This is a genomic window from Nonomuraea sp. NPDC051941, assembly GCF_044593615.1.
In genome coordinates this window covers 228,626-249,560 of sequence record NZ_JBIUCF010000013.1, presented here as the reverse complement: position 1 = coordinate 249,560, position 20,935 = coordinate 228,626, and the positions used below count along the sequence as shown (strand labels likewise).

Sequence of the window (20,935 nt, the reverse complement as noted above, 5' to 3'; positions counted from 1 at the left end):
TAGCCGTTACGCCACCAGCGGTCAAGGAAAAACGTAGACCGGTCTACGCCATATGCCCTAGAAGAGACATCGCATCTCACGGCCTATGTAAACCGGTCTACGCGGGCGTACAATCGGCAGGACTCGGCTTCGAGAAGGGATGCCCATGGTCGCGCCTGAGCGACGACGAAGAGTGACCATATCCGACGTGGCGAAACTCGCCGGGGTCTCCAAGGCGGCGGTCTCGAAGGTCATCCGGAACGACTACGGGGTCAGCGAGGCCATGCGGGACCGCGTCAAGCGGGCCATCGACGAGCTGGGCTACCGTCCCCAGGCCGCCGCCCGCGCGCTGCGCGGACGGTCGTTCACCATCGGCGTCCTCATGCAGCACATCGGGATCCCGTTCTACGCCGAGATCATGAGCGGCCTGGTGGAGCAGCTCGCGGAGTCCGACTACCAAGCGATCATGATCCAGGGCGGCACCCGCAACAAGACCGAGGAACGAGCCATCGACGCCCTGATGGACCGGCAGGTGGACGGCATTCTCATGATCGCCCCACTCGCCGGCCGCACGCAGCTGGAGCGGGTGGCACGCGAGATCCCCACCCTGGTGCTCGGCCGGCACGATCGCTCACCGGCGTACGACTCGATCGTCGACGACGACCGTACGGGCTCCGAGCTCGTCATGGAGCACCTGATCGCGCTCGGTCACCGTCGCATCGGGCACATCACCTTCCACGAGGAGCAGGGACAACCCGCCGACCACAAGCCGCACATCAGGGCCGAGACCTACGAGCGCGTGATGCGTGACCACGGGTTCGCCGACGAGATCGCCGTCGTCGCGACCTCGTACTCCGAGGACGGCGGCTATCGCGGCGCCCACGAGCTGCTGAGCCGGTCCCCGCGTCCGACCGCGATCTTCGCGGGCTCCGACGAGTCGGCGCTCGGTGTCCTGACCGCGCTCCACGAAGCCGGTCTCACCGTCCCGGACGGCGTCTCCGTCGCCGGCTACGACAACACCCGCCTGGCCGCCCATCCCAACATCGCGCTGACCACCGTCAACCAGGACGGCGCCGTCATGGGCCGTACGGCGGGGCGGCTGCTGCTCGAACGCATCGAAGGCCGCACCACCGCCGTGCATTTCTCCGTCACGCCGAGCCTGGTCGTGCGCCGCTCCACCGCGCCTCCCGGGCTATGAGCAGGTGATGCCGGTCGGGGCGGCCGTGGACGGGCCGTTGGCCTGGTAGCCGAAGGTGGCCGTCGCGCCCGCCGCGAGGCTCGTGGCCCAGCTCGGCGCCTTGATCGTCCACGTGGTGCCCGACGACGTGACGGTGGAGCCCCAGCCGTTGACCAGGGACACGCCGGACGGCGCGGTCCACGTGATCGTCCAGTTGTTCCAGGTCGAAGTGCCCGTGTTCTTCACCGTCACGTTGGCCGTGAAGCCGCCCTGCCAGGCGCTGGCGACCTGGTGGTTCACGCTGCAGGAGACGCCGGTGCCGCCCGTGGGCGTCACGGTGGGGGTCACCGTGGGAGTCACCGTCGGGGTTGGTGTAGGCGTGGAGGTCGGGCCCTGCGAGGTGGTGTAGGTGACCTTGGTGTACGGCGTGCCGCACTGCGGGTTGCAGGCCGACGGCAGCGAGAAGCTGTACACGCGCCCGCCGTTGATCAGCGTGTCCGTGGCGTCCCGCACCCGGATCTGGAACTGGCCGCCGCCCGACGTGGTCCCGCCGATGACGTAGGACTGGCCCATGTCGCTGTTCATCTGGGCCGTCTGCCAGGTGCCGTTGGCGTAGTACTCGACGCCGTGGATGCCGTTGGCCAGGTGCGAGACGGAGATGGCCGGCCACCAGACCTGGGCGCCCTGCAGGAAGCCGATGTTGATGTCGCCGCTGTAGTTGGGCGCGGGGACGAACGACCACGTGACGTGCCTGTTGTTCCAGTGGTTGGGGTACATGTCCCCGATCGCGCCGCCGTTCTTCACGAACCGGTTGAGCGAGTCCTTGGACAGGTCCAGATGGTAGGGATCGTCGCGGCACCAGCCGTTGGAGTCACCGCAGCTGTCGGCGACGAGCATGGTCAGCTTCGCGCCGTTGTAGGCGTCGGAGACCCAGGAGCCGTTGCGGCAGAACGCCTGGTTCGGCGCGCCGTCGTTGGTGCCCGTGCAGTAGTCGCTGATCTCGACCTGCACGTAGCGGCCGCAGTTGAGGCCGTTGTTCCATAACCCGGCCTTGCTGAGGTTGGCTCCCGTCAGCGGCCGGGCGTAGAAGGCGTAGTCGCCGGGGGTGTTGTAGACGTTGAGCGCGACGAAGTCCTGCGAGTCGAGGCTCGCCTGGGGCATCCCGCAGCCGCCGTACGGCGAGCCGAGTCCGTCGAAGTAGGTGGCGTTGCCGGTCACCGGGCCGGGCGGGTCGGCGACCGCACCGGCGGACTGTTCCGTCAAGGACACGAAGGCGCAGAGCACGACCAGGAAGCCGGGAAGCAGGATGGCAAGCAACCGGCGACGAACGTAACTCATCGGACTCCCAACCCAGAAAGGTTCGGATCGACTCTTTCCGCGGAGCTACGGCCGGTCAAGCACAGGCGATCGCGACCTGGGCGGACACGCCGGAAAGCCTGTAACTTTCATCGGCTCGCTATGCCACGGCGCCGTCCACGAGCTGCTGGACCCGCGCGGGGGTGTAGATGCCGTCGACCAGCAGCTGCGCCAGGCCGAGCACGCCCGCGTGCGGGTCGAGGTCGCTGCGCACGATCTGCAGGTTGCGGGTGGCCAGCGGGAGCGAGCGCCGGTAGACGATCTCGCGGATGCCGGCGAAGAGCTGCTCGTCGGTGTGGGCGAGCTGCCCGCCGATGACGATGACGCGCGGGTTGAACAGGTTGACCGTATCGGCGATCGCGCCGCCGAGGATGCGGGCCGCGCGCCGGGCGAGCCGCACCGCGACGAGGTCGCCGCTGCGGATCAGGCGTACGGCGTCGTCCACGGTGGCCACGTCGCGGCCCGCCTCGCGCAGGTCGCGCACGATGGCCCAGCCCCCGGCGTACGCCTCGACGCAGCCCGCGTTGCCGCACCGGCAGATGGGCGGCTCGGCCACGTCGTCCACCGTGACCTGGATGTGGCCGACGTCGCCGGCCGCGCCGTCGGCGCCGCGGTGCACCTTGCCGCTGGCGATGAGGCCGGTGCCGACGCCGGTGCCGATCTTGAGCATGAGCAGGTGGGGCACGTCCGGGTAGCGCAGCCGCTGCTCGCCGTACGCCATGGCGTTGACGTCCTTGTCCACCAGGACGGGGCAGTCGAAGCGGGAGCGGAACCAGCCGGGGATGTCGTAGCGGTCCCAGCCGGTCATGATCGGCGGGCTGACGACCCGTCCGGTCTCGAAGTCCACCGGGCCCGGCACGTCGAGCCCGATGCCGAGCACCTCGCCGGGCTTGCGCCTGGCCGCGGCCAGGACCTCGGTGAACAGCTCGTCCACGATGGTGAGGATGGCCTGCGGGCCCGCCGTCACCTCGGCGCGAACCTCGCGCTCGGCCCGCACCTCGCCGGCCAGGTCGCACACGGCGGCCCGCAGGCCGGTCGCGCCGATGTCGGCCACCAGCAGCACCCCGCGGTCACGGTTGACCACGAACTGGCCCGCCGGGCGGCCACGGGTGCGCGCCTCCTCCTCGGCGGGCATCAGCAGACCGGCCGCGAGCAGGCCGTCGAGCCGCTGGTTGACGGTGGTGCGCGACAGGCCGGTGTGGCGCATCACGTCGGCCTTCGTCAGGCCGTCGGGGGCGTCGCGGAACAGGCTGAGGATCTCGCCTGAGCTGGCTCCCCGCCACACGCCAGGCAGGCTCGGTGCATCCATACGGGTCACTCTAGCTATGTCTCCCACTAGACGGAAGTTAGCCATGTTTCGACATAAAAAGTCGAAAGGAGTGTTGCAATCTAACGGAAACACTGGTTACGGTCATGCCATCGACGCTGAAAGGGGCATCCGATGATGGCCAACACCCGAGGTCGCCGCACCGCGGCCCTCAGCGCGGTTCTCGCTGCGGGCGCGCTCGCGCTGGCTGCCTGCGGCTCCAGCGAGACCACCGGGACCACCCCCGTGGCCGGGGAGGCGGGCACCGCGACACCCAAGATCGCCGCCGTGATCAAGGGCCTGGACAACCCGTTCTTCCAGACGATGAAGCAGGGCATGGACGACCAGGCCGCCACGGCCAAGGTGCCGGTCACGGTCCAGGCGGCCAACGCCATCACGGACACGACCGGCCAGGCGGACAAGCTCAACGGCCTGGCCGGGCAGGACTTCTCCTGTTACGTGGTCAACCCGATCTCCGGCACCAACCTGGTCCAGGGCCTGGCCCAGCTCTCCGCCCAGAACAAGACCGTGGTCAACATCGACAGCCCGATCGACGCGGCGGCGGCCAAGAGCGCGAACGTCAAGCTCGCGACGTACATCGGGACCGACAACGTCGAGGCCGGCAAGACGGCCGGGCAGCGCATGACCGAGCTGCTGGCCGATGGCGGCGACGTCGCCGCCATCGGCGGCATCGCGGGCGACGTGACCAGCGGCGCCCGGGTCGAGGGCTTCAAGCAGGGCCTCGGGCCCACGGTCAAGATGGTGCAGACCGTCGCGGCCAACTGGGAGCGGCAGACCGCGCTCACCGCCGCCACCGACGTGCTGCAGGCGCACCCCGACCTGGCCGGATTCTTCGTCGCCAACGACGACATGGGGCTGGGCGTGGCGCGCGCCGTCGCCAACGCGGGCAAGGCCGGCAAGGTCAAGGTCATCAGCGTCGACGGCATCAAGGACGCGCTCGACGCGGTCAAGGCCGGCACCCTGGACGGCACCGTCGCCCAGTACCCGTACGCGATCGGGCTGATGGGCGTGGAGGCGTGCCAGGCGGCGGCGACCGGCAAGACGCTGCCCGCCAACGTCAAGGCCCCGGTCGAGCTGGTCACCAAGGAGAACGCGGACAAGGCGCTGGCGGCCACACCCAAGCCGTTCGGCAGCTACGACGACCCGTTCGCGTCCCTCATCAAGTAGCGCCTACGCCGTCCTGCCCGGCCGTCCGGCCCGGTGGGACGAGGAGTGACAGACATGGCAAACGCAACGCTCGCGGCCCGCGACGGAGAGCACTGGGCCGCGAAGCTGAAAGACGTCGGGTTCTGGGCGGAGTGGGCGGCCCTCGTCGGACTGGTCGTCCTGGTGATCGTGTTCCAGGCGCTCAATCCGACCTTCCTCAGCCCCGGCAACATCACCTCCATGCTGCTGGCCGCCGCGATCCTGATCGTGCTGGCCGTGGGCCAGACGTTCGTGATCGCCACCGCCGGCATCGACCTGTCGATCGCCTCGGCGATGACGCTGGGCGCGGTGGTCTTCGGCCAGGCGTACACGGCGCAGTGGGGGCTGGCGCTCTCCTGCGTGGCGGGCGTGCTCGCCGCGGCGGTGGCGGGCCTGGTCAACGGCATGATCACCGCCTGGGGCAAGATCGCGGACTTCATCGTGACGCTGGGCATGCTCTCGGCGGCCTCCGGTCTGGCGCTGATCCTCTCCGACGGCAAGCCGGTCACGATCATCGACCCCGCGCTGCTGGCCCTGTCCACCGGGAGAGTGGGGATCTTCGGCTACTCGTTCCTGATCGCGATCGTGGTCGCGATCGTGGCGCACGTCGTGCTGTTCCACACCAGGTTCGGCACCCACGTGCTGGCCACCGGCGGCTCGCCGGAGTCGGCCAACGCGATGGGCATCAGCACCCGGCGGATCAAGATCGCCGTCTACGCCATCAGCGGCGCGCTGGCCGGGCTGGGGGCGCTGCTCCTGGTCGCCCGCGTCGGCGCGGCCGAACCCGCCTCCAACACCTCCTTCCTGCTCAACTCCGTGGCCGCGGTCGTGCTCGGCGGGGTGAGCCTGTTCGGCGGGCGGGGCACCATCATCGGCCCGGTCATCGGCGCGCTGCTGCTGGTCGCGCTGGTCAACGGGCTGACCCTGCTCGGGGTCTCCCAGTTCTACCAACCGCTGGCCGTCGGCGTCGTCGTGGTGCTGGCCGCCCTGCTCACAAGGTTCCAGCGATGACCGAGAACGGCACTCCCCTGCTCGAGGCCCACGAGGTCTCCCTGGCCTTCGGCAGCGTACGCGCGCTGGCCGACGTCTCCCTCACCCTGCGCCGCGGCGAGATCACCGCGCTGGTCGGCGACAACGGCGCGGGCAAGTCCACCCTCGTCCGCTGCATCTCCGGCATCCACCGGCCGCAGAGCGGACGCATCGTCTTCGACGGCGCCGAGACCGACTTCCGCTCCCCGGAGGACGCCCGCGAGGCCGGGATCGAGACCGTGCACCAGAACCTCGCACTGGTGGAAGACCTCACGGTGTGGCAGAACCTGTTCCTCAACCGCGAGATCGTCCGCAGGTTCGGCCCGGTCGCCCTGCTCGACCGGCGCGCCATGCAGGCCCGCGCCCGCGAGATGGTCTCCACGCTCGCCGTCAACGTGCCGGCGGTGAAGTCCCGGGTACGCCGGCTCTCTGGCGGCCAGCGCCAGGCCGTGGCCATCTGCCGCGCCGCCGGGTTCAGCTCCAAGCTCGTGATCATGGACGAGCCCACGGCCGCGCTCGGCGTGCAGGAGACCGCCCGGGTCGAGGAGCTGATCCTCAGGCTCCGCGACGAGGGTCACGCGGTCCTGCTCATCAGCCACAACTTCGCCCAGGTCATGCGGCTCAGCCAGCAGGTGTGGGTGATGCGAGCCGGGCGGTGCGTGGGCGGGCGGCGTACGGCCGAGACCACCGGCGAGGAGATCGTCGCCCTGATCACCGGCGCGCTCAGCAACTGACGCCCCAGAAAGGCAATCCACTCAGATGACCACCAACCCCATCGGCGTCCACGCTCTCGTCTGGGTCGGCGACACCGGCCCGGCCTCGCTGGCGTACGCGATCGACAAGACCAAGGCGACCGGCTTCGACCTGCTGGAGATCTCGCTGCACGACTCGGCGAACCTCGACGTCGCCGCCGCGCGCGAGGCCCTGCGTACGGCCGGGCTGGGCGTGGCCTGCTCCCGCGGCCTCGCCTTCGACGCCGACGTCTCCAGCGACGACCCGGCCGTGGTCGAGCGCGGCGAGAAGCTGCTGCACGACTCCCTGGCCACGACCCGCGAGCTCGGCGGCACCCACTTCACCGGCGCGCTCTACAGCGCGCTCGGCAAGTACGGCCGCCCGCTCACCGAGGCGGGGCGGCGCAACGTGGTCGCGGTGCTCCGCCGGCTGGCCCAGGAGGCGAGCGGCCACGGCATGACGCTCGGCCTGGAGATCTGCAACCGGTACGAGACCAACGTCATCAACACCGCCCGGGACGCGCTGCGGCTCGCCGACGACATCGGCGAGGACAACGTGCTGATCCACCTCGACACGTACCACATGAACATCGAGGAGGACGACCTCGTCCGCCCCGTGCGCGAGGTCGGCGACCGGCTGGGCTACGTCCACATCGGCGAGAACCACCGTGGCTACCTCGGCTCCGGTCACCTGGACTTCACCGCGTTCTTCCACGCCCTGGGCGACATCGGATACCAGGGGCCGATCACCTTCGAGTCGTTCTCCTCGGCGGTCGTGATGGAGGGGCTCTCCAACGACCTGGCGATCTGGCGCAACCTGTGGGACGACGGCGAAGACCTCGCCCGGCACGCCCGCGCCTTCATCGCCGGCCACCTCCACACCAGCCCGGCCCGATGAGCCTGGACGACCTCCTCGCCCGGGCCCGCGCCTGGGGCGGCCGGCGGGCCGTCCTGGGCATCACCGGCGGCCCCGGCGCGGGCAAGACCACGCTCGCGGTGACCCTCACCCGCCTGCTCCGGCAGGATCCACCCCCCGGCCTCACCGCCGACTGGGTGGCCCACGTCCCGATGGACGGCTTCCACCTGGCCGACGTCGAGCTCGACCGGCTCGGCCGCCGCGACCGCAAGGGCGCTCCCGACACCTTCGACGCCGCCGGCTACGCCGCCCTCCTCCGCCGCCTGCGCGAGGACGAGGAGAACGTGGTCTACGCCCCGGCCTTCGAGCGCGACCTGGAGCAGCCCATCGCCGGCAGCATCCCGGTCCCCCGCGCCGCCCGGCTGATCATCACCGAGGGCAACTACCTCCTGCTCGACGAGGGTGACTGGGGCCGCGTACGCCCCTGGCTGGACGAGGTCTGGTACTGCGATCTGGACCACGCCGAGCGCGTGGACCGGCTGGTCACCCGGCACATCCGCTTCGGCAAGCCGCCGGAGCACGCGGTGAGCTGGGTGGCGGAGGTCGACCAGCGCAACGCCGATCTGATCGCCACCACCAAGCCGAAGGCGGACCTGATCGTCCCCGACGCCGTCATCCGGTCGATCGAGCATCCCGGCGGCATGTGACTTATGGTTACCCTGGGTGACCATGGCGAGTTCGGGGGCCGGGATGAGCAAGGAAGCGTGGCTGTACGCGCCGGAATGCCTGGATGCCGCGAGTGACGATTTCGGGCACCTGATCAGGCGGCGGCCCGCGGCCGTGTGCCGGCCGGGATCGGCCCCGGACGTGGCCGCCGCGGTGCGCCGGGCGGCCGAGCAAGGGATGCCCGTGGCCGCCCGCGGGCAGGGCCATTCCGTCTACGGCCGGGCGCAGGCCGAGGACGGTCTCGTGATCGACATGAGCGACCTGAACGCCGTGCACGCGGTCGAGGCCGATCGCGTGACCGTGGGCGGCGGCGCGACCTGGCGGTCGGTGCTCGACGTCACCCTGCCGCACGGCCTCACCCCGCCGGTGCTCACCGACTATCTCGACCTTTCGGTCGGCGGGACCGTTTCCGCGGGCGGTCTGGGCGGCATGACGTTCCGGCACGGTTTCCAGAGCTGCAACGTCATCGAACTGGAGGTGGTGACGGGCGAGGGCGAGATCGTCACGTGCTCGGCGAGCGCGCGTCCCGAGCTCTTCGACGCCGTACGCGGCGGGCTCAGCCAGTACGGGATCATCACGCGGGCCGTCCTGCGGCTCGTCCGCGCTCCCGAACGGGTCCGCCTGCACACCCTGTCCTACCCGGACCACCGGGCGATGACGGCCGACCAGCGCCGCCTGCTGTCCACGGACCGGGTCGACTTCCTGCAAGGCACGATCCGGCCGGGCCGGCAGTGCGTGGTCGAAGTAGGGGTCGGTCACTCGGCCGACTCGCCGCCCGATGACGAGGAGACGCTGGCCGGCCTGTCCGACCTCCGCGACCGGGCCGAGCGCGTCGATCTGCCGTACCTGGAGCTGTTCCTGCGGCTGAGCAAGCTCGAGAGCCACCTGCGGGCGGCGGGCACCTGGCACCATCCCCACCCGTGGCTGCACTCCTTCGTCCCGGACGTGGGCGCCGACGGGTTGGCCGCGGAGCTCCTCGCCGACGTGACCCAGGAGGACCTGGGCGAGTTCGGGCGCATCCTGCTCTACCCCATCCGCCCCGGCCGCGTGAGCTCGCCGCTGGTGCGCCTGCCGGAGGGGGAGGTCGCGTTCCTCTGCAGCCTCGTGTGCTTCCCCGCCGACGATTCCCTGCTGGTGGACAGGCTGGTCAAGACCAACCGCGCGCTGTACGACCGCATCCGCGCCATCGGCGGCCACCTCTATCCCGTCAGCGCCGTCGCGCTCACGCGGGCCGGCTGGAAGGACCACTACGGCCCGCTGTGGCCCGCCGTGGAGCACGCGAAAGCCCGATTCGACCCCCGCCACCTGCTGACTCCCGGGCAGGGGATGTTCGCCGAATAAATCTTGAAAAAACTTCGGGGCGCGTGTCGAAAACGCCTCCCCTCGTTCGCAGCGTGTCCAGAGGGCCGGATGGGCCGGCCCCGCCGACGCGAGGTTGACGACCATGACCCGGCAGCTTGCCCACTCCCCCGCCCGACCCCTCTCCACCCAGCGCCTGCTCCTCGGCTTCGGCGTCGCCGCCGGTCCGTTCTACGTGATCGTCGCCCTCGCCCAGGCGTTCACCCGGCAGGGCTTCGACCTGGCCCGCCACCCGTGGAGCTTCCTCGCCAACGGCGAGCTCGGCTGGATCCAGACCGCCAACTTCGTCCTCACCGCCCTGGCCACCATCGCCGCCGCCGCCGGCCTGCGCCGAGCCCTGGCGCCCGGCCGGGGAGCCCGGTGGGCGCCGATCCTGGTCGGCGTGTTCGGCGCCAGCATGATCGGCGCCGCGATCTTCCCCGCCGACCCCGCGATGGGTTTCCCCGCCGGGACCCCGGAAGGCCCGGGCGTCATCACCCTGTCGGGTACCCTGCACCTGGCCGCCGGCGGCGTCGGGTTCCTGTGCATGGTCGCGGCCTGCTACGTCATCGCCTCCCGGCAGTCGCGTGAGGGCCGCACGGGCTGGGCCCTGTACTCCCGCGTCACCGGCACGCTGTTCCTCGGCTCCTTCGTCGGCATCGCGAGCGGCGGCGGCGTCGCCTGGACCAACCTGCTGTTCGTCGCCGGCATCGTGGCGATCTGGAGCTGGCTGTCGCTACTGTCCCTGAACCTCTCCCGCGCCTGACCTTCCATCCCCACCCATAGAGAAAGGAAATTTCACCATGCGCTACCTGGTCACCCTCAAAGTCAACGCCCAGCCCGAAGGGCCGCCGCCGGCCGACCTCATGGAGGCCATCTTCAAGCTCGGCCAGGAGGCCACCGAGGCCGGGGCCCTGCTCGACAACAGCGGCCTGGCCCCCAGCTCCGAGGGGGCGCGGGTCGAGGTGAGCGGGGGCCGGCTGACCGTCAGCGACGGCCCGTTCGCCGAGGCCAAGGAGCTGATCAGCTACGCACTGTACGAGGTCAGGAGCAAGGAGGAAGCCGTGGAGTGGACCACCCGCTTCGTCAAGCTCCACCGTGACCTGTGGCCGGGATGGGAGGGCGAATCGGACGTGCTGCGGCTGTTCGGGCCCGAGGACTTCGCCCCGCCGGCCTGACCCAGTGCCCATCCGGCCGCGGACCACGTCCGCGGCCGGATGCTGTATGCAGGACGCATGACGGTAGCCGATTCGCACCGGGCGGTGGAGGCGGTGTGGCGGATCGAGTCCGCCCGGGTCATCGCCGCCCTGGCCCGCATGGTCAACGACATCGGGCTGGCCGAGGAGCTGGCACAGGACGCGCTGGTGGCCGCGCTCGAAGAGTGGCCGCGTAAGGGCGTACCCGACAATCCTGGTGCCTGGCTGACGCTCGCCGCCAAGCATCAGGCCCTCGACCAGTTCCGCCGCCGCGACACCTACCAGCGCAAGCTGCAGCAGATCGGCCGGGACATGGAGCTGCGCCAGGAGTCGGCGGAGGCCGAGCTCGACGAGGCCCTCGACGACCACATCGGCGACGACCTGCTCCGCCTGATCTTCACCGCCTGCCATCCCGAGCTGCCCGCCGAGGGCCGCCTCGCGCTCACCCTTCGACTGCTCGGCGGCCTGTCCACGGCCGAGATCGCCCGCGCCTTCCTCGTTCCGGAGCCCACCGTCGGGCAGCGCATCTCGCGGGCCAAGCGCACCCTCGCCGACAAGAAGATCCCGATCGAGCTGCCGCCGCCCGCCGAGCTGCCCGCGCGGCTGGCCTCCCTCCTGGAGGTCATCTACCTGATCTTCAACGAGGGGTACGCGGCGACCGCCGGCGACGACTGGATCCGCCCGTCGCTGTGCCAGGAGGCCATGCGCCTCGGCCGCGTGCTGGTCGGGCTCATGCCCGCGGAGCCCGAGGTGCACGGCCTGCTCGCGCTCATGGAGATCCAGGCCTCGCGCATCCCGGCCAGGACCGCCCGCGACGGCTCGCCCATCCTGCTGCTCGACCAGGACCGCAGCCGCTGGGACCGGCTCCTGGTCCGCCGCGGCCTGGACGCGCTTCGTCGCGCCGAGGAGCTGGGCACGCTCGGGCCGTACGGGCTGCAGGCGGCCATCGCCGCGTGCCACGCCCGCGCGCTCACCCCGGAGGCCACCGACTGGGAACGCATGGCCGCCCTCTACCGGCTGCTGGCCCACCTCACGCCCTCGCCGATCGTCGAGCTGAACCGGGCGGTCGCGGTCGGCATGGCGTACGGGCCCGAGCGCGGGCTGGAGATCGCCGACGGCCTCCGGGACGAGCGCGCCCTGCGGGAGTACGCGCATCTGCCCGCTGTCCGCGGTGACCTGCTGGCCAAGCTCGGCCGGGCCGAGGAGGCGGCCGCCGAGTTCCGGCGCGCGGCCGAGCTGACCCGGAACGTCCGCGAGCGCGACCTGTTCCTGGAGCGCGCCGCCGCGCTGTCATAGATCCGCTGCCTGTCCGTGCCGGCCGATGACGAGCCGCTGCACGGGACCGCCTGCCACTTCCCGCTCCAGGAGGTGACGGCCGCTGATTGATCAGGAGGTGGCCGTGGCCCGGCCGAACAGCCGGCCGGCGAGGTCGACGCCCACGACCGTGCCGCTGTCGTCGCGGGTGAAGAAGCCGCGCTGCCCCTTCAGGCCGCCCTCGGTGATGATGTACTCGTCGCTGTCACCGTTGCCGTCGCCGGGCAGGAAGCCCACGGCGGCCGGCGGGTAGTCCGGGGGCATCTCGGTCTCCGACGCCTGGCGGATCTCCGGCTTGATCCCGACCTCGAGGGTGAGCCGGGTGCCGTCGGTGGCGAGGTCGAGGTTCATGGCGTCGATCTCGTAACGGCCGGCGACCTCCTCCGCCCGCGCCCGGTCGTACGGGATCGGCTCGGGGTCCCGCTCGACCACGCCGAGGTAGTGCTCCAGCGCCCAGCGCGCGACGCTCTCGTTGAACCGGTAGCCGTCCGGACCGGCGTTGGCCAGCGAGACGACGGCGAAGTCGTGTTCGGGCACGATGAGCAGCTCGGCGAACTGGCCGTTGCCGGATCCGCCGTGCCCGATGGTGCGCACCCCGTCCACCTCGCGCAGGAACCAGCAGATGCCGAAGGCGTCGCCGAGCGTGCTGGCCCGCAGCTCGACCGTCGGCTCCCGCATGCTCCGCAGTGTCTCGGCGGGCAGCACCCCCACTGCGCCGCCCAGGTGGAAGCGGGCCCAGGCCAGCAGGTCGCTGACGGAGGAGGCGAGGCCGCCGCCGGGGTTGTTGCCACGCATGCCGGCCCGCCACGCCTTCCATGGCCGCGCGAACCGCATCGTGCCGTCCTCGCCGCGGTTGTAGCCGACGGCGAAGCGGCGGACCATGACGTCGTCCAGCTCGAAGAAGGTGTTCGACAGCCCGGCCGGCTCCAGGACCAGCGCGGACACGGCCTTCTCGTAGCTCAGGCCGGTGACGTTCTCGATGATCCGGCCGGCCAGGTTGTAGCCCGCCTGGCTGTAGGAGGCGCGGACGCCGGGTGGCGCGATCAGCGCCAGGCCGGCCAGCTGCGCCACGAACGCGGCCAGGGAGCCGTCCTCCTCCTCCACGTCGATCAGGTTCCAGTCCAGGCCGGCGGTGTGGTTGAGCAGGTTCAGCACGGTGATCCGCGCGGCGGCGGCCTCGTCGGCGAGCGTGAGCTCGGGGACGTAGCGGCGCACCGGCGCGTCCAGCTCCACCTTGCCCTCCGCGACCAGGCGCATCAGCGCGGTCGCGGTGAAGGTCTTGGTCACCGAGCCCAGGTGGAACAGGGTCCGGTCGTCGACCGGCAACGGGTTGTCGAGGCTGGTCACGCCATGTGCGGCGACGAACTCCCGGCCCCCGGCCAGCACCCCGACGGCGACGCCGGGGATCCCGAACTCCTTGGCCGCCGCCTCGACGAACTCGGCCAGCTTCTCCTGCGACATGTGATTCCCTCTCGGCTTCTCGTACGCTCTGACGTGCACGTACGACGATGGCCGCCGCCGCTGATACGGGTCTGACAGCGCGCTGCCACGCGCTCTCAGCGCTGCGACCGGCCAGGGACGGGCTTCACATGCGCCGGGTCATCTCACGGTCACGATGATGCGCTGGTAGGCGGTCAGCGCCGGGCTGCCGTCGTCCTTCACCTCGACGATGACGTGGATGGTGCTCCCCGGCTGCGCGTCCGCCGGCACGGTGAAGCTCGCCTTCGAGGAATGGCTCCCCGGTAGGGCGGTCGCCGCGCCGTCATCGGTGGTGATCTCGACTGCGCCCCGGTAGCTGCCCGCCTCCTGGTACTGCCACCAGCGAGAGCTGAGTGCGTCCCCGTCGGGATCGGTCGCCCTGGCGGAGAGGCGCACCTTCTGCCCGGGCCGCGCGGTGATGTCGCGGCGCCCCGCCGGCAGGGTGACCTCGGGCCGGTGGTTCGCCGCGCGGAAGTCGGGCGTCACGCTCCATCGCAGGCGCGCGGCGAAATCGAGCTGGGCGGCCTCGAACCAGCGGGCCGCCGCATAGTCGGCCGGCGCATTGCCCTGCGGGTCGTGGTCCACGGCTTTCGAGGCGAGCCATTCGGACGGGTCGTCGGGGTTCTGCTCCTGGCGGCCGCCCCATCCGCCGTAGCCGCCTTTCTCATGACCGCGCAGACCGTTGTCAACGAGGTTCATGAAGTTGGAGGTGTCTCCTTCGGAGATCCAGGAGCCCTTTTCCTGGATGGGCATCCATATCTTGTAGCCGCGCGCGCGTAGCTCGTCCTCGCCGAGGTAGGACAGGCCGAAGTGATCCCAGACGTCGCCCTCCACCATCTGCTTTCCGTCACCCCAGATCCGGTACAGCTCGCCGAAAGGCCCCTTGCCGGACACGTTCTCCGCCGTCCATTGGGCCGACAGGTATTTCGCGTGCTCGGGAAGGACCGTGCGGCGGGCGAAGTAGCCCCAGATCGTGGTCGCCACGTCGCGTGCCTCGATGTCCGGCCAGTTGGGGGCGATGTAGTCCTGGTAGCTGGCGTCTTGTGAGCCGAACTTGGTGATGATCGCCTTTCGGGACACCTCGCGGCGGACGCGGTCCCACCGGGGCGTTCCCTCGTACTGTTCCTGGATCGATTTCAGCGCGCGGGCGATCGTGCTCGTGCCTCCCCACGCCTGCAGGTAGACGGGTCCGCCCTTGCCGTCGAGGAGAACGTCCTTGATGAGGTTCGATCCCGGGGTCTCCTTGGAGATGTCCCCCTCGAACTCGACGTTGCCCACGCGGATCTTGGAGAACAGGCTGCGGGGGTCGGGGTAGCCGCGGTCATGGCGTACGAGGTTGGGATAGACCTCGGCGTACGCCTTCACCGCCGTGTGGATGAACTGCTCGTCCCGCGCCCACCGCCACGACGTCTGCGGGGTGGTGTACTCCCTGCCCGGCAGGAAGAACTCCGTCCCCTTGCCGTCGCCTTTCCAGTGGAACCGGCTGCTGGCGTAGACGAGCCCCTCGGTCGTCACCTCATTGCTGTAGAGCAGGTATCGGATCAGCGAGTTGGCGTCGTCGAGTTCGGGGTCGGCGGTGACGATGGTCCGCGGCCGGGGGCTCTGGGTGACGGCTTCGGCCGGCGGCGCCGTCATGCCCGCCGTGAGCGAGAGCAGTAAGAAAGTCCCGAGAGATCTGCCTACCCACTGACGTGCCATGCTCTCTCCTGCCGCGCAATGTCCTGTTATGAATATCTATTCACTAACGACTGGACATTTATCACGCTACGGAGAGTGCGCATTCATGTCAATGGCGGCCGGCCTCACGCCCCGCCGGTGGACTCGCGGGCCACGACCGTGAAGCGGCTGACGAACTCGCGCGCGACCTCCCGCTTCTTGCCCTTCTCCGTGATCCGCTTGGCGAGGAACCGGACGGCCGTGCCGGCCATCAGCGAGTGATCGGGGTCGATCGACGACAGGGAGGGCACGGTGTAGCCGCCTTCGGCGATGTTGTCGAAGCCGATGACCTTCACCTCGTCGGGCACGCGTACGCCCCGGTCGGCCAGCCCGCGCAGCACGCCGATCGCCACCGTGTCGGTCACGCAGAACACGCCGTCGAACTCCACCCCGTCGTCCACCAGGCGCCGGGCCGCGGCGGCCCCGCCCTCCATCGTGAACCGCGAGGTCGGGGCCACGAGCCGCGCGTCGAAGGCGACGCCGGCCTCGTCGAGCGCCTCGCGGTAGCCGGTGAAGCGCAGGCTGGAGACGTTGATCTCCTCCCCCTGGGCGCCGCCGTCGACGAGCGCGATGCGGCGGCAGCCCCGCTCGATCAGGTGGGCGGTGGCGGCGCGGGCGCCTTCGACGTTGGGCATGGCGACGTGGTCCACGGGCCCGTCGAAGATGCGCTCCCCCAGGATGACGATGGGATAGTCGACCTTGAGCAGGTCGGTGTCGGTCGGCCCGAGCCCGACGGTGCTGAGGATGAGCCCGTCGTAGAGGCGGTTGCGGGACAGGGCGAGCGCGTCCAGCTCGCCCTCGCGCGAGGCGCCGGTCTGCTCGATGGCCACCTTGAGGTTGTGCCGGGCCGCCGCCGTGATGATCTCGGCCGCGAGCTGCCCGAAGTACGGCCGGTCCACCTCGGGTACGGCGAGCCCGATCGTGCCGGTCCGCCCGGTACGAAGGTTGCGCGCCGCCACGTTGACCCGGTAGTCGAGCTGGTTGATGGCCTGCAGCACGCGCTCGCGCGTCTCGGCCTTGACATGGGGGTGGTCGTTGAGCACGTGGGACACCGTCATGGCGGACACCCCCGCGGCCCTGGCCACGTCCTGGATCGTCACCATTTCTGGATCACCCGCACGGCCCGCATCCTCTCACGCGTCAACCCTTGACGCTCCCCCGCAGCAGCCCGTTGACGATGTGCCGCTGCATCGCGATGAAGAAGATCACGACGGGGGTCAGCACGATCACGCTGAGCGTCATGAACGCCGGCCAGTCCACCGAGTACTGCCCGACCGCCTTGTAGACCTGCAGCACCAGGGTCTGCTTGTCGGGCGAGCTGATGAACACGTTCGGCGTGATGAAGTCGTTCCAGATCCACATGGTCTGGAACACGCCGACCGTGATGAGGATGGGCCGGATGAGCGGCAACACGATCCGCCAGTAGATCTGCCACGGCCCCGCGCCGTCGATGCGCGCCGCCTCGAAGATCGAGATCGGCAGCGACCGCAGGTAGCCCTGGATGAGGAAGTAGCAGAAGACCGAGCCGGCGGCGTACAGGAAGATGAGCCCTTCGAGGCTGTCGACCAGCCGCAGCTGCACGAGGATCCGGTAGACCGGGATCAGCGTGGCCTGCCCCGGCACCAGGAACGCGATCACGAGCAGCGCGCCGGCCACCCGGTTGAGCAGCGTCTTGCGCAGCAGCATCGCGTACGCCGCCATCGACCCGATGATCAGCATGATCACGATGGAGACGGCGGTGACGTACAGCGTGTTGAGGAAGGACTGCAGGATCGGCGTGCTCTCGAAGACCCGCGCGTAGTTGTCGAGGTACAGGCCCGACGGCAGGCCCAGTGGTGAGGCCGACGTCTCCGCCTGTGTCTTGAAGGTGTTGACGACGATGTAGTAGAACGGCACGCCGACCACGGCGGCGGCCAGGATCATCGCGAAGCTGAGCAGCGGCCTTCTCATGACAGGCGCCCTTCGAGCCGGCTCGACAGGACCAGCTGGACGGCCACGATCGCGCCGACGACCAGCATGAAGACCACCGCCAGCGCCGATGCCTGGCCGAACTTGGCCTGCGCGATGCCGCTCTGGATGATCGACTGGGTGATGGTGAAGGTGGCGTACCCGGGGCCGCCCTTGGTGAGGGTGTAGGGCAGGTCGTAGACCTTCAGGCCGCCGGTCATCAGCAGCAGCGAGCTGATGGTGACGGCCGGGGCGAGCAGCGGCAGCGTGATGGACAGGAACGACTGGCGCGGCGAGGCGCCGTCCACCCGCGCGGCCTCGTAGTAGTCGTCGGGGATCGACTGCAGGTATGCCAGGTAGAGGATGGCGTGCCAGCCGGTGGACGACCAGACGGCGACCATGATGACCGACAGCTGGGCGAGCGTGCTGTCGGACAGCCAGGGCACCGGGCCCAGCTCTCCGAGCAGGCTGTTGATGGCGCCCGACCCGAGCGGCGACAGGATGAACCCCCACACCAGGCCGAGGATCGCGATGCTGGGGATGGCGGGGAAGAAGAAGACGGCCCGCACCACGCTCCGGCCGAAGAAGCGCCGGTTGAGCAGCACGGCCAGCGGGATCGCCAGCAGGGTGATGATCAGCGTGGTGCCGATCGCGTACAGCAGCGTGAACCCCAGCCCGGCCAGCATGGCCGGGTCGGCGAAGATCTTCCGGTAGTTCTCCAGCCCGACGAAGTTGACCTCCGTCGAGTAGCCGTTGAAGTCGGTCACGCTGAAGTAGAGCGACTGCGCCAGCGGGATCGCGAACAGCACCGCGAACACGATCCCGATCGGCACCAGGAACGCCTGCAGCCGCAGCCCCTCCAGCCGTTTCGGCGAGACCAGCCAGGACAGGGCGCCCGTCGCGGCGGGCGCCCTCGTGCCGAACGCCGTCATGTCAGCTCTGGCCCTTGAGCCGGTTGTCGAGCGCGGCGGCCACGTCGGCCGGCTGCTCCTGGCCCTGCACCATCAGCTGGAGCTGCGCGACCGCCTCGGTGTTGAGCGCGTCCTGCGCCCGTGGCCAGGCGATCTGCGGCAGGTAGAAGGTGCCGTCCTTGAGCGCCTGGAGGTTGGGCTCCAGCACCTTGTCGATCTCGGGCGTGACGTCCGACGTGGTCGTCATGGCCGCCGTCTGCTTGTTGAACAGCGTCACGCCTTCCTTGCTGCCGAGGTACGTCAGGAACGCCTCGGCCTCCTTCTCGTGCTCGGTCTTGGCGTTGATGGCGTAACCGGGCGAGGCCGCGCCGGACCAGAACGGCTTGCCGTCGGGCGTCGGCACGCCGACGAAGGCCATGTTCATCTTCGGCGCCTTCTCCCGCAGCGTGGACACGTTCCACGGGCCCGCGGAGATCATCGCGACGCGGCCGTTGGCGAACTCGTCCACGATCTGCTCGCCGCTCAGGCCCACGACGTCCTTGCTCATGACCCCGCTGGTGAACAGCTGGTTGAAGTTCGTCAGCGGCCCGAGCCACAGGTCCCCGAACTTCTTCTGGCCCGCGAAGATCTGCGCGTCCACGTCGCCGCCCTGGCGCGCGTTCTCATGGCCGACCAGGGCCGCGAGGGTGAGCGGCATGCCCGTCACCGAGTCGTAGTACGGCGTCGTGCCCGCCGCCTTGAGCTTCTGGCACAGCGCGACGAAGTCGGCCCACTTGGTCGGGAACTCGGTGACGCCCGCCTTGGCGAGGAGGTCCTTGTTGTAGAGGATGCCGGCGGACCAGGACGAGATCGACATGCCGTACGCCTTGCCGTCCCGGGAGTAGGTGGCGGTGTTGAACTTGGACATGTTCGCCATGTACGGCTTGCCGGTCAGGTCTTTGACGAAGCCGCCCTGGATGAGGTTGGTCTTGTTCTCGGCCGCGATCGCGAACACGTCGGCGCCGGTGCCCGAGACGAGCCGGGTCTGCAGCGTGGAGATGTACTCGGCCACCGGCGGGGCCGTGGAGAACTCGACGTCGATGGTGGGATTCTGCTTCTCGAAGGCCTCGATGATCGGTTTCATCGACTGCTCGTTGTCCCAGGAGAAGAACGTCAGCTTGGTCTTCCCGCCGCCTCCGCCTCCTCCTCCCGAGCCGCATCCGGTCAGGGCCAGAACGGCAGCCGCCAGGATCGCAGTTGAGCTTCTGAGCAGGGACATCGCGCACCTCTTTGGCACTCATACCGTGGGGGGTCGGGCACGTCGGATCGTCGTCGGCGGGCGCCTGGACAGCTGCGCCCGCCGAGGGGTTGTATCGATAAAACATGTATCGACACAAATCGCAGCCTGTCAAGAGTGGGTTACCGATCGCGCAACAGGCCAGGCCCGTCCAAGTGAGGGTCTGGCCAGGCTCGATGCGGACATGTAACGTTACGACCCGCAAGCCTTCTAGGCGTGCCAGAGCGCGGCGAGCTGCCGGGTGGCCAGGCGGGACGGGACGGCCCGGAGCAGCGTGTCGCGCAGCCACGCGGCGAGACCGGTCTGGGAGGTCAGCCGCGACTGCCGGGACGCCGCCCGCATGATGCGGTTGGCGCTGGGCCTGCGCTCGGCGTCGTAGCGCAGGAGCCGCTCGGCGACGTCGGCCGGCTCGGCGCCGGTCAGGTGGCGGGTCAGCGCGGCCGCGTCCTCGAAGGCCTGGCTGGCGCCCTGGCCGAGGTCCGGTGGCATGGCGTGCGCGGCGTCGCCGAGGAAGGCGATCCGGCCGGCCGCGTACGAGGGCAGGGGTTCGGCCAGGCGGGCGATCGGGTCGACGTAGATGTCGTCGGGCGGGGTGGCCTCGATCAGCGCGGTGACGAGGGGGTGCCAGTCGGCCATGAGGGAGAGCATCTGCCGGCGTGCCTCGTACGCGTCCGGCGGCGTGCCGTGCAGGACGGAGTCGGTGAACCAGTAGAGGCGGTCCTCGCCGACGGGGAACAGGCCGAACATCGCCCCGCTGCGGCGGTCGACCAGCTGGCTGGCGAGCAGGTCCGTGGTCAGGCCGGCAGGGCGGGGCAGCATGCCGCGCAGGTCGATCCGGCCGGTGCGCCGCAACCCGGGGTGACCGGGGAAGAGTTGTGCGCGCAGCTTGCTGCCGATGCCGTCGGCCGCGATCACGGCGTCCGCTCTCGCGACGGGGTTCCCGTCGCTCATCACGCTCACCCCGGCGGGATCGGGCTCCAGGCGCTCGACGGGGGTCGCGGTGCGCACCAGGCCGGGAGGCAGCGGGGCGCGCAGCGCCCGATGCAGTTCCGCCCGGTCGATGATGGCGGCCGTCCCGACCTCCTGCTGCGCCCGGGCCAGGTCGGTGATCAGCAGCGGCCGTCCGCGCCAGTCCCGCAATCCTCCGAGGGTCGCGTGCATGACGTGCCCGCGAACGTCGTCGGCCAGCCCCACCGCGTCCAGCGCGCGAAGCCCGTTGGGCATGACCACGATCCCGGTGCCGGCCTCCCGGAGCTCGGCGCCCCGTTCGAAGAGGGTCACCTCATGACCCAGGCGGTGCAGCCCCACCGCGGCCGCCACTCCTCCGAGCCCGGCGCCGACCACCACGACCCTCATGAGGCCTCCTCGTCCATTCACTACGATCGTACTAGT

At 70.1% G+C, this 20,935-nt stretch carries 19 protein-coding genes; 10 read left to right on the top strand and 9 right to left on the bottom strand.

Translation table 11 applies throughout. The features are described 5' to 3' along the window. The first annotated feature begins 187 nt into the window (after positions 1–187). Positions 188–1,177 (top strand): LacI family DNA-binding transcriptional regulator, encoded by a 990-nt coding sequence (locus tag ACIHFD_RS23420; RefSeq protein WP_397368692.1) that lies wholly within the window; start codon positions 188–190, stop codon positions 1,175–1,177. On the opposite strand, the gene ACIHFD_RS23415 is transcribed toward ACIHFD_RS23420, so the two are convergent. Together ACIHFD_RS23415 and ACIHFD_RS23410 are read right to left on the bottom strand one after the other, a co-directional pair. Continuing rightward, complete coding sequence (locus ACIHFD_RS23415; RefSeq protein WP_397368691.1) at positions 1,172–2,494, bottom strand: cellulose binding domain-containing protein; 1,323 nt, start codon at positions 2,492–2,494, stop codon at positions 1,172–1,174. The two genes, ACIHFD_RS23420 and ACIHFD_RS23415, sit on opposite strands and share 6 nt — an antisense overlap. Positions 2,495–2,612: 118 nt before the next feature. Beyond that, on the bottom strand, positions 2,613–3,821 hold the full coding sequence (locus ACIHFD_RS23410; RefSeq protein WP_397368690.1) for an ROK family protein: 1,209 nt from the start codon (positions 3,819–3,821) through the stop codon (positions 2,613–2,615). 132 nt (positions 3,822–3,953) lie between these two features. On the opposite strand from ACIHFD_RS23410, the gene ACIHFD_RS23405 reads away from it, so the two are divergent. The 9 genes from ACIHFD_RS23405 to ACIHFD_RS23365 all read left to right on the top strand — a co-directional run bounded on the left by ACIHFD_RS23405 (position 3,954) and on the right by ACIHFD_RS23365 (position 12,196). Then, positions 3,954–5,006 (top strand): substrate-binding domain-containing protein, encoded by a 1,053-nt coding sequence (locus ACIHFD_RS23405; RefSeq protein WP_397368689.1) that lies wholly within the window; start codon positions 3,954–3,956, stop codon positions 5,004–5,006. A gap of 54 nt (positions 5,007–5,060) precedes the next feature. Continuing rightward, a complete protein-coding gene (locus ACIHFD_RS23400; RefSeq protein ID WP_350723292.1) occupies positions 5,061–6,035 on the top strand; it encodes an ABC transporter permease in 975 nt (324 codons plus the stop codon). After that, complete coding sequence (locus ACIHFD_RS23395; RefSeq protein ID WP_350723294.1) at positions 6,032–6,787, top strand: ATP-binding cassette domain-containing protein; 756 nt, start codon at positions 6,032–6,034, stop codon at positions 6,785–6,787. The genes ACIHFD_RS23400 and ACIHFD_RS23395 overlap by 4 nt, the downstream gene beginning before the upstream one ends. Before the next feature lie 25 nt (positions 6,788–6,812). Beyond that, entirely contained in the window at positions 6,813–7,682 is an 870-nt protein-coding gene (locus ACIHFD_RS23390) for a sugar phosphate isomerase/epimerase family protein (RefSeq protein WP_397368688.1), read from the top strand. After that, a complete protein-coding gene (locus ACIHFD_RS23385) occupies positions 7,679–8,347 on the top strand; it encodes a nucleoside/nucleotide kinase family protein (RefSeq protein WP_397368687.1) in 669 nt (222 codons plus the stop codon). Before ACIHFD_RS23390 ends, ACIHFD_RS23385 begins: the two co-directional genes overlap by 4 nt. Positions 8,348–8,369: 22 nt before the next feature. Beyond that, positions 8,370–9,707, top strand: coding sequence for an FAD-binding protein (locus tag ACIHFD_RS23380; protein ID WP_397368686.1), 1,338 nt, complete (start codon positions 8,370–8,372; stop codon positions 9,705–9,707). Between the two features lie 103 nt (positions 9,708–9,810). Next, complete coding sequence (locus ACIHFD_RS23375) at positions 9,811–10,470, top strand: DUF998 domain-containing protein (protein WP_397368685.1); 660 nt, start codon at positions 9,811–9,813, stop codon at positions 10,468–10,470. A 37-nt stretch (positions 10,471–10,507) separates the two neighbouring features. Beyond that, a complete protein-coding gene (locus ACIHFD_RS23370) occupies positions 10,508–10,882 on the top strand; it encodes a YciI family protein (RefSeq protein ID WP_350723308.1) in 375 nt (124 codons plus the stop codon). 57 nt (positions 10,883–10,939) lie between these two features. Continuing rightward, positions 10,940–12,196, top strand: a complete 1,257-nt coding sequence (locus tag ACIHFD_RS23365) for an RNA polymerase sigma factor (protein WP_397368684.1) — start codon at positions 10,940–10,942, stop codon at positions 12,194–12,196. Between the two features lie 90 nt (positions 12,197–12,286). Here the strand turns inward: ACIHFD_RS23365 and ACIHFD_RS23360 are convergent, their stop codons facing one another. From ACIHFD_RS23360 to ACIHFD_RS23330, 7 genes are all read right to left on the bottom strand, one after another. Continuing rightward, positions 12,287–13,675: a serine hydrolase domain-containing protein gene (locus ACIHFD_RS23360; RefSeq protein WP_397368683.1), complete on the bottom strand. Its 1,389-nt coding sequence runs from the start codon at positions 13,673–13,675 to the stop codon at positions 12,287–12,289. A gap of 138 nt (positions 13,676–13,813) precedes the next feature. Beyond that, entirely contained in the window at positions 13,814–15,391 is a 1,578-nt protein-coding gene (locus ACIHFD_RS23355) for a nucleoside hydrolase-like domain-containing protein (protein ID WP_397368682.1), read from the bottom strand. 104 nt (positions 15,392–15,495) lie between these two features. Beyond that, positions 15,496–16,512 (bottom strand): LacI family DNA-binding transcriptional regulator, encoded by a 1,017-nt coding sequence (locus ACIHFD_RS23350; RefSeq protein ID WP_397368681.1) that lies wholly within the window; start codon positions 16,510–16,512, stop codon positions 15,496–15,498. A gap of 37 nt (positions 16,513–16,549) precedes the next feature. After that, positions 16,550–17,359, bottom strand: coding sequence for a carbohydrate ABC transporter permease (locus ACIHFD_RS23345; RefSeq protein WP_350723315.1), 810 nt, complete (start codon positions 17,357–17,359; stop codon positions 16,550–16,552). After that, positions 17,356–18,288, bottom strand: coding sequence for a sugar ABC transporter permease (locus ACIHFD_RS23340; RefSeq protein WP_355193977.1), 933 nt, complete (start codon positions 18,286–18,288; stop codon positions 17,356–17,358). Before ACIHFD_RS23340 ends, ACIHFD_RS23345 begins: the two co-directional genes overlap by 4 nt. Position 18,289: 1 nt before the next feature. Continuing rightward, positions 18,290–19,525, bottom strand: a complete 1,236-nt coding sequence (locus ACIHFD_RS23335) for an extracellular solute-binding protein (RefSeq protein WP_363978338.1) — start codon at positions 19,523–19,525, stop codon at positions 18,290–18,292. 228 nt (positions 19,526–19,753) lie between these two features. Next, positions 19,754–20,899 (bottom strand): FAD-dependent monooxygenase, encoded by a 1,146-nt coding sequence (locus ACIHFD_RS23330; protein ID WP_397368680.1) that lies wholly within the window; start codon positions 20,897–20,899, stop codon positions 19,754–19,756. Positions 20,900–20,935: the final 36 nt, after the last annotated feature.

What these genes read in the sequence shown, in the direction of transcription:
- ACIHFD_RS23370 (WP_350723308.1), top strand. Translation starts at nt 10,508, where the DNA reads ATGCGCTACCTGGTCACCCTCAAAGTCAACGCCCAGCCCGAAGGGCCG.
- ACIHFD_RS23355 (WP_397368682.1), bottom strand. Translation starts at nt 15,391, where the DNA reads ATGGCACGTCAGTGGGTAGGCAGATCTCTCGGGACTTTCTTACTGCTC.
- ACIHFD_RS23360 (WP_397368683.1), bottom strand. Translation starts at nt 13,675, where the DNA reads ATGTCGCAGGAGAAGCTGGCCGAGTTCGTCGAGGCGGCGGCCAAGGAG.
- ACIHFD_RS23380 (WP_397368686.1), top strand. Translation starts at nt 8,370, where the DNA reads ATGGCGAGTTCGGGGGCCGGGATGAGCAAGGAAGCGTGGCTGTACGCG.
- ACIHFD_RS23415 (WP_397368691.1), bottom strand. Translation starts at nt 2,494, where the DNA reads ATGAGTTACGTTCGTCGCCGGTTGCTTGCCATCCTGCTTCCCGGCTTC.
- ACIHFD_RS23385 (WP_397368687.1), top strand. Translation starts at nt 7,679, where the DNA reads ATGAGCCTGGACGACCTCCTCGCCCGGGCCCGCGCCTGGGGCGGCCGG.
- ACIHFD_RS23330 (WP_397368680.1), bottom strand. Translation starts at nt 20,899, where the DNA reads ATGAGGGTCGTGGTGGTCGGCGCCGGGCTCGGAGGAGTGGCGGCCGCG.
- ACIHFD_RS23410 (WP_397368690.1), bottom strand. Translation starts at nt 3,821, where the DNA reads ATGGATGCACCGAGCCTGCCTGGCGTGTGGCGGGGAGCCAGCTCAGGC.
- ACIHFD_RS23365 (WP_397368684.1), top strand. Translation starts at nt 10,940, where the DNA reads ATGACGGTAGCCGATTCGCACCGGGCGGTGGAGGCGGTGTGGCGGATC.
- ACIHFD_RS23400 (WP_350723292.1), top strand. Translation starts at nt 5,061, where the DNA reads ATGGCAAACGCAACGCTCGCGGCCCGCGACGGAGAGCACTGGGCCGCG.
- ACIHFD_RS23375 (WP_397368685.1), top strand. Translation starts at nt 9,811, where the DNA reads ATGACCCGGCAGCTTGCCCACTCCCCCGCCCGACCCCTCTCCACCCAG.
- ACIHFD_RS23390 (WP_397368688.1), top strand. Translation starts at nt 6,813, where the DNA reads ATGACCACCAACCCCATCGGCGTCCACGCTCTCGTCTGGGTCGGCGAC.
- ACIHFD_RS23335 (WP_363978338.1), bottom strand. Translation starts at nt 19,525, where the DNA reads ATGTCCCTGCTCAGAAGCTCAACTGCGATCCTGGCGGCTGCCGTTCTG.
- ACIHFD_RS23405 (WP_397368689.1), top strand. Translation starts at nt 3,954, where the DNA reads ATGATGGCCAACACCCGAGGTCGCCGCACCGCGGCCCTCAGCGCGGTT.
- ACIHFD_RS23340 (WP_355193977.1), bottom strand. Translation starts at nt 18,288, where the DNA reads ATGACGGCGTTCGGCACGAGGGCGCCCGCCGCGACGGGCGCCCTGTCC.
- ACIHFD_RS23395 (WP_350723294.1), top strand. Translation starts at nt 6,032, where the DNA reads ATGACCGAGAACGGCACTCCCCTGCTCGAGGCCCACGAGGTCTCCCTG.
- ACIHFD_RS23350 (WP_397368681.1), bottom strand. Translation starts at nt 16,512, where the DNA reads ATGGTGACGATCCAGGACGTGGCCAGGGCCGCGGGGGTGTCCGCCATG.
- ACIHFD_RS23345 (WP_350723315.1), bottom strand. Translation starts at nt 17,359, where the DNA reads ATGAGAAGGCCGCTGCTCAGCTTCGCGATGATCCTGGCCGCCGCCGTG.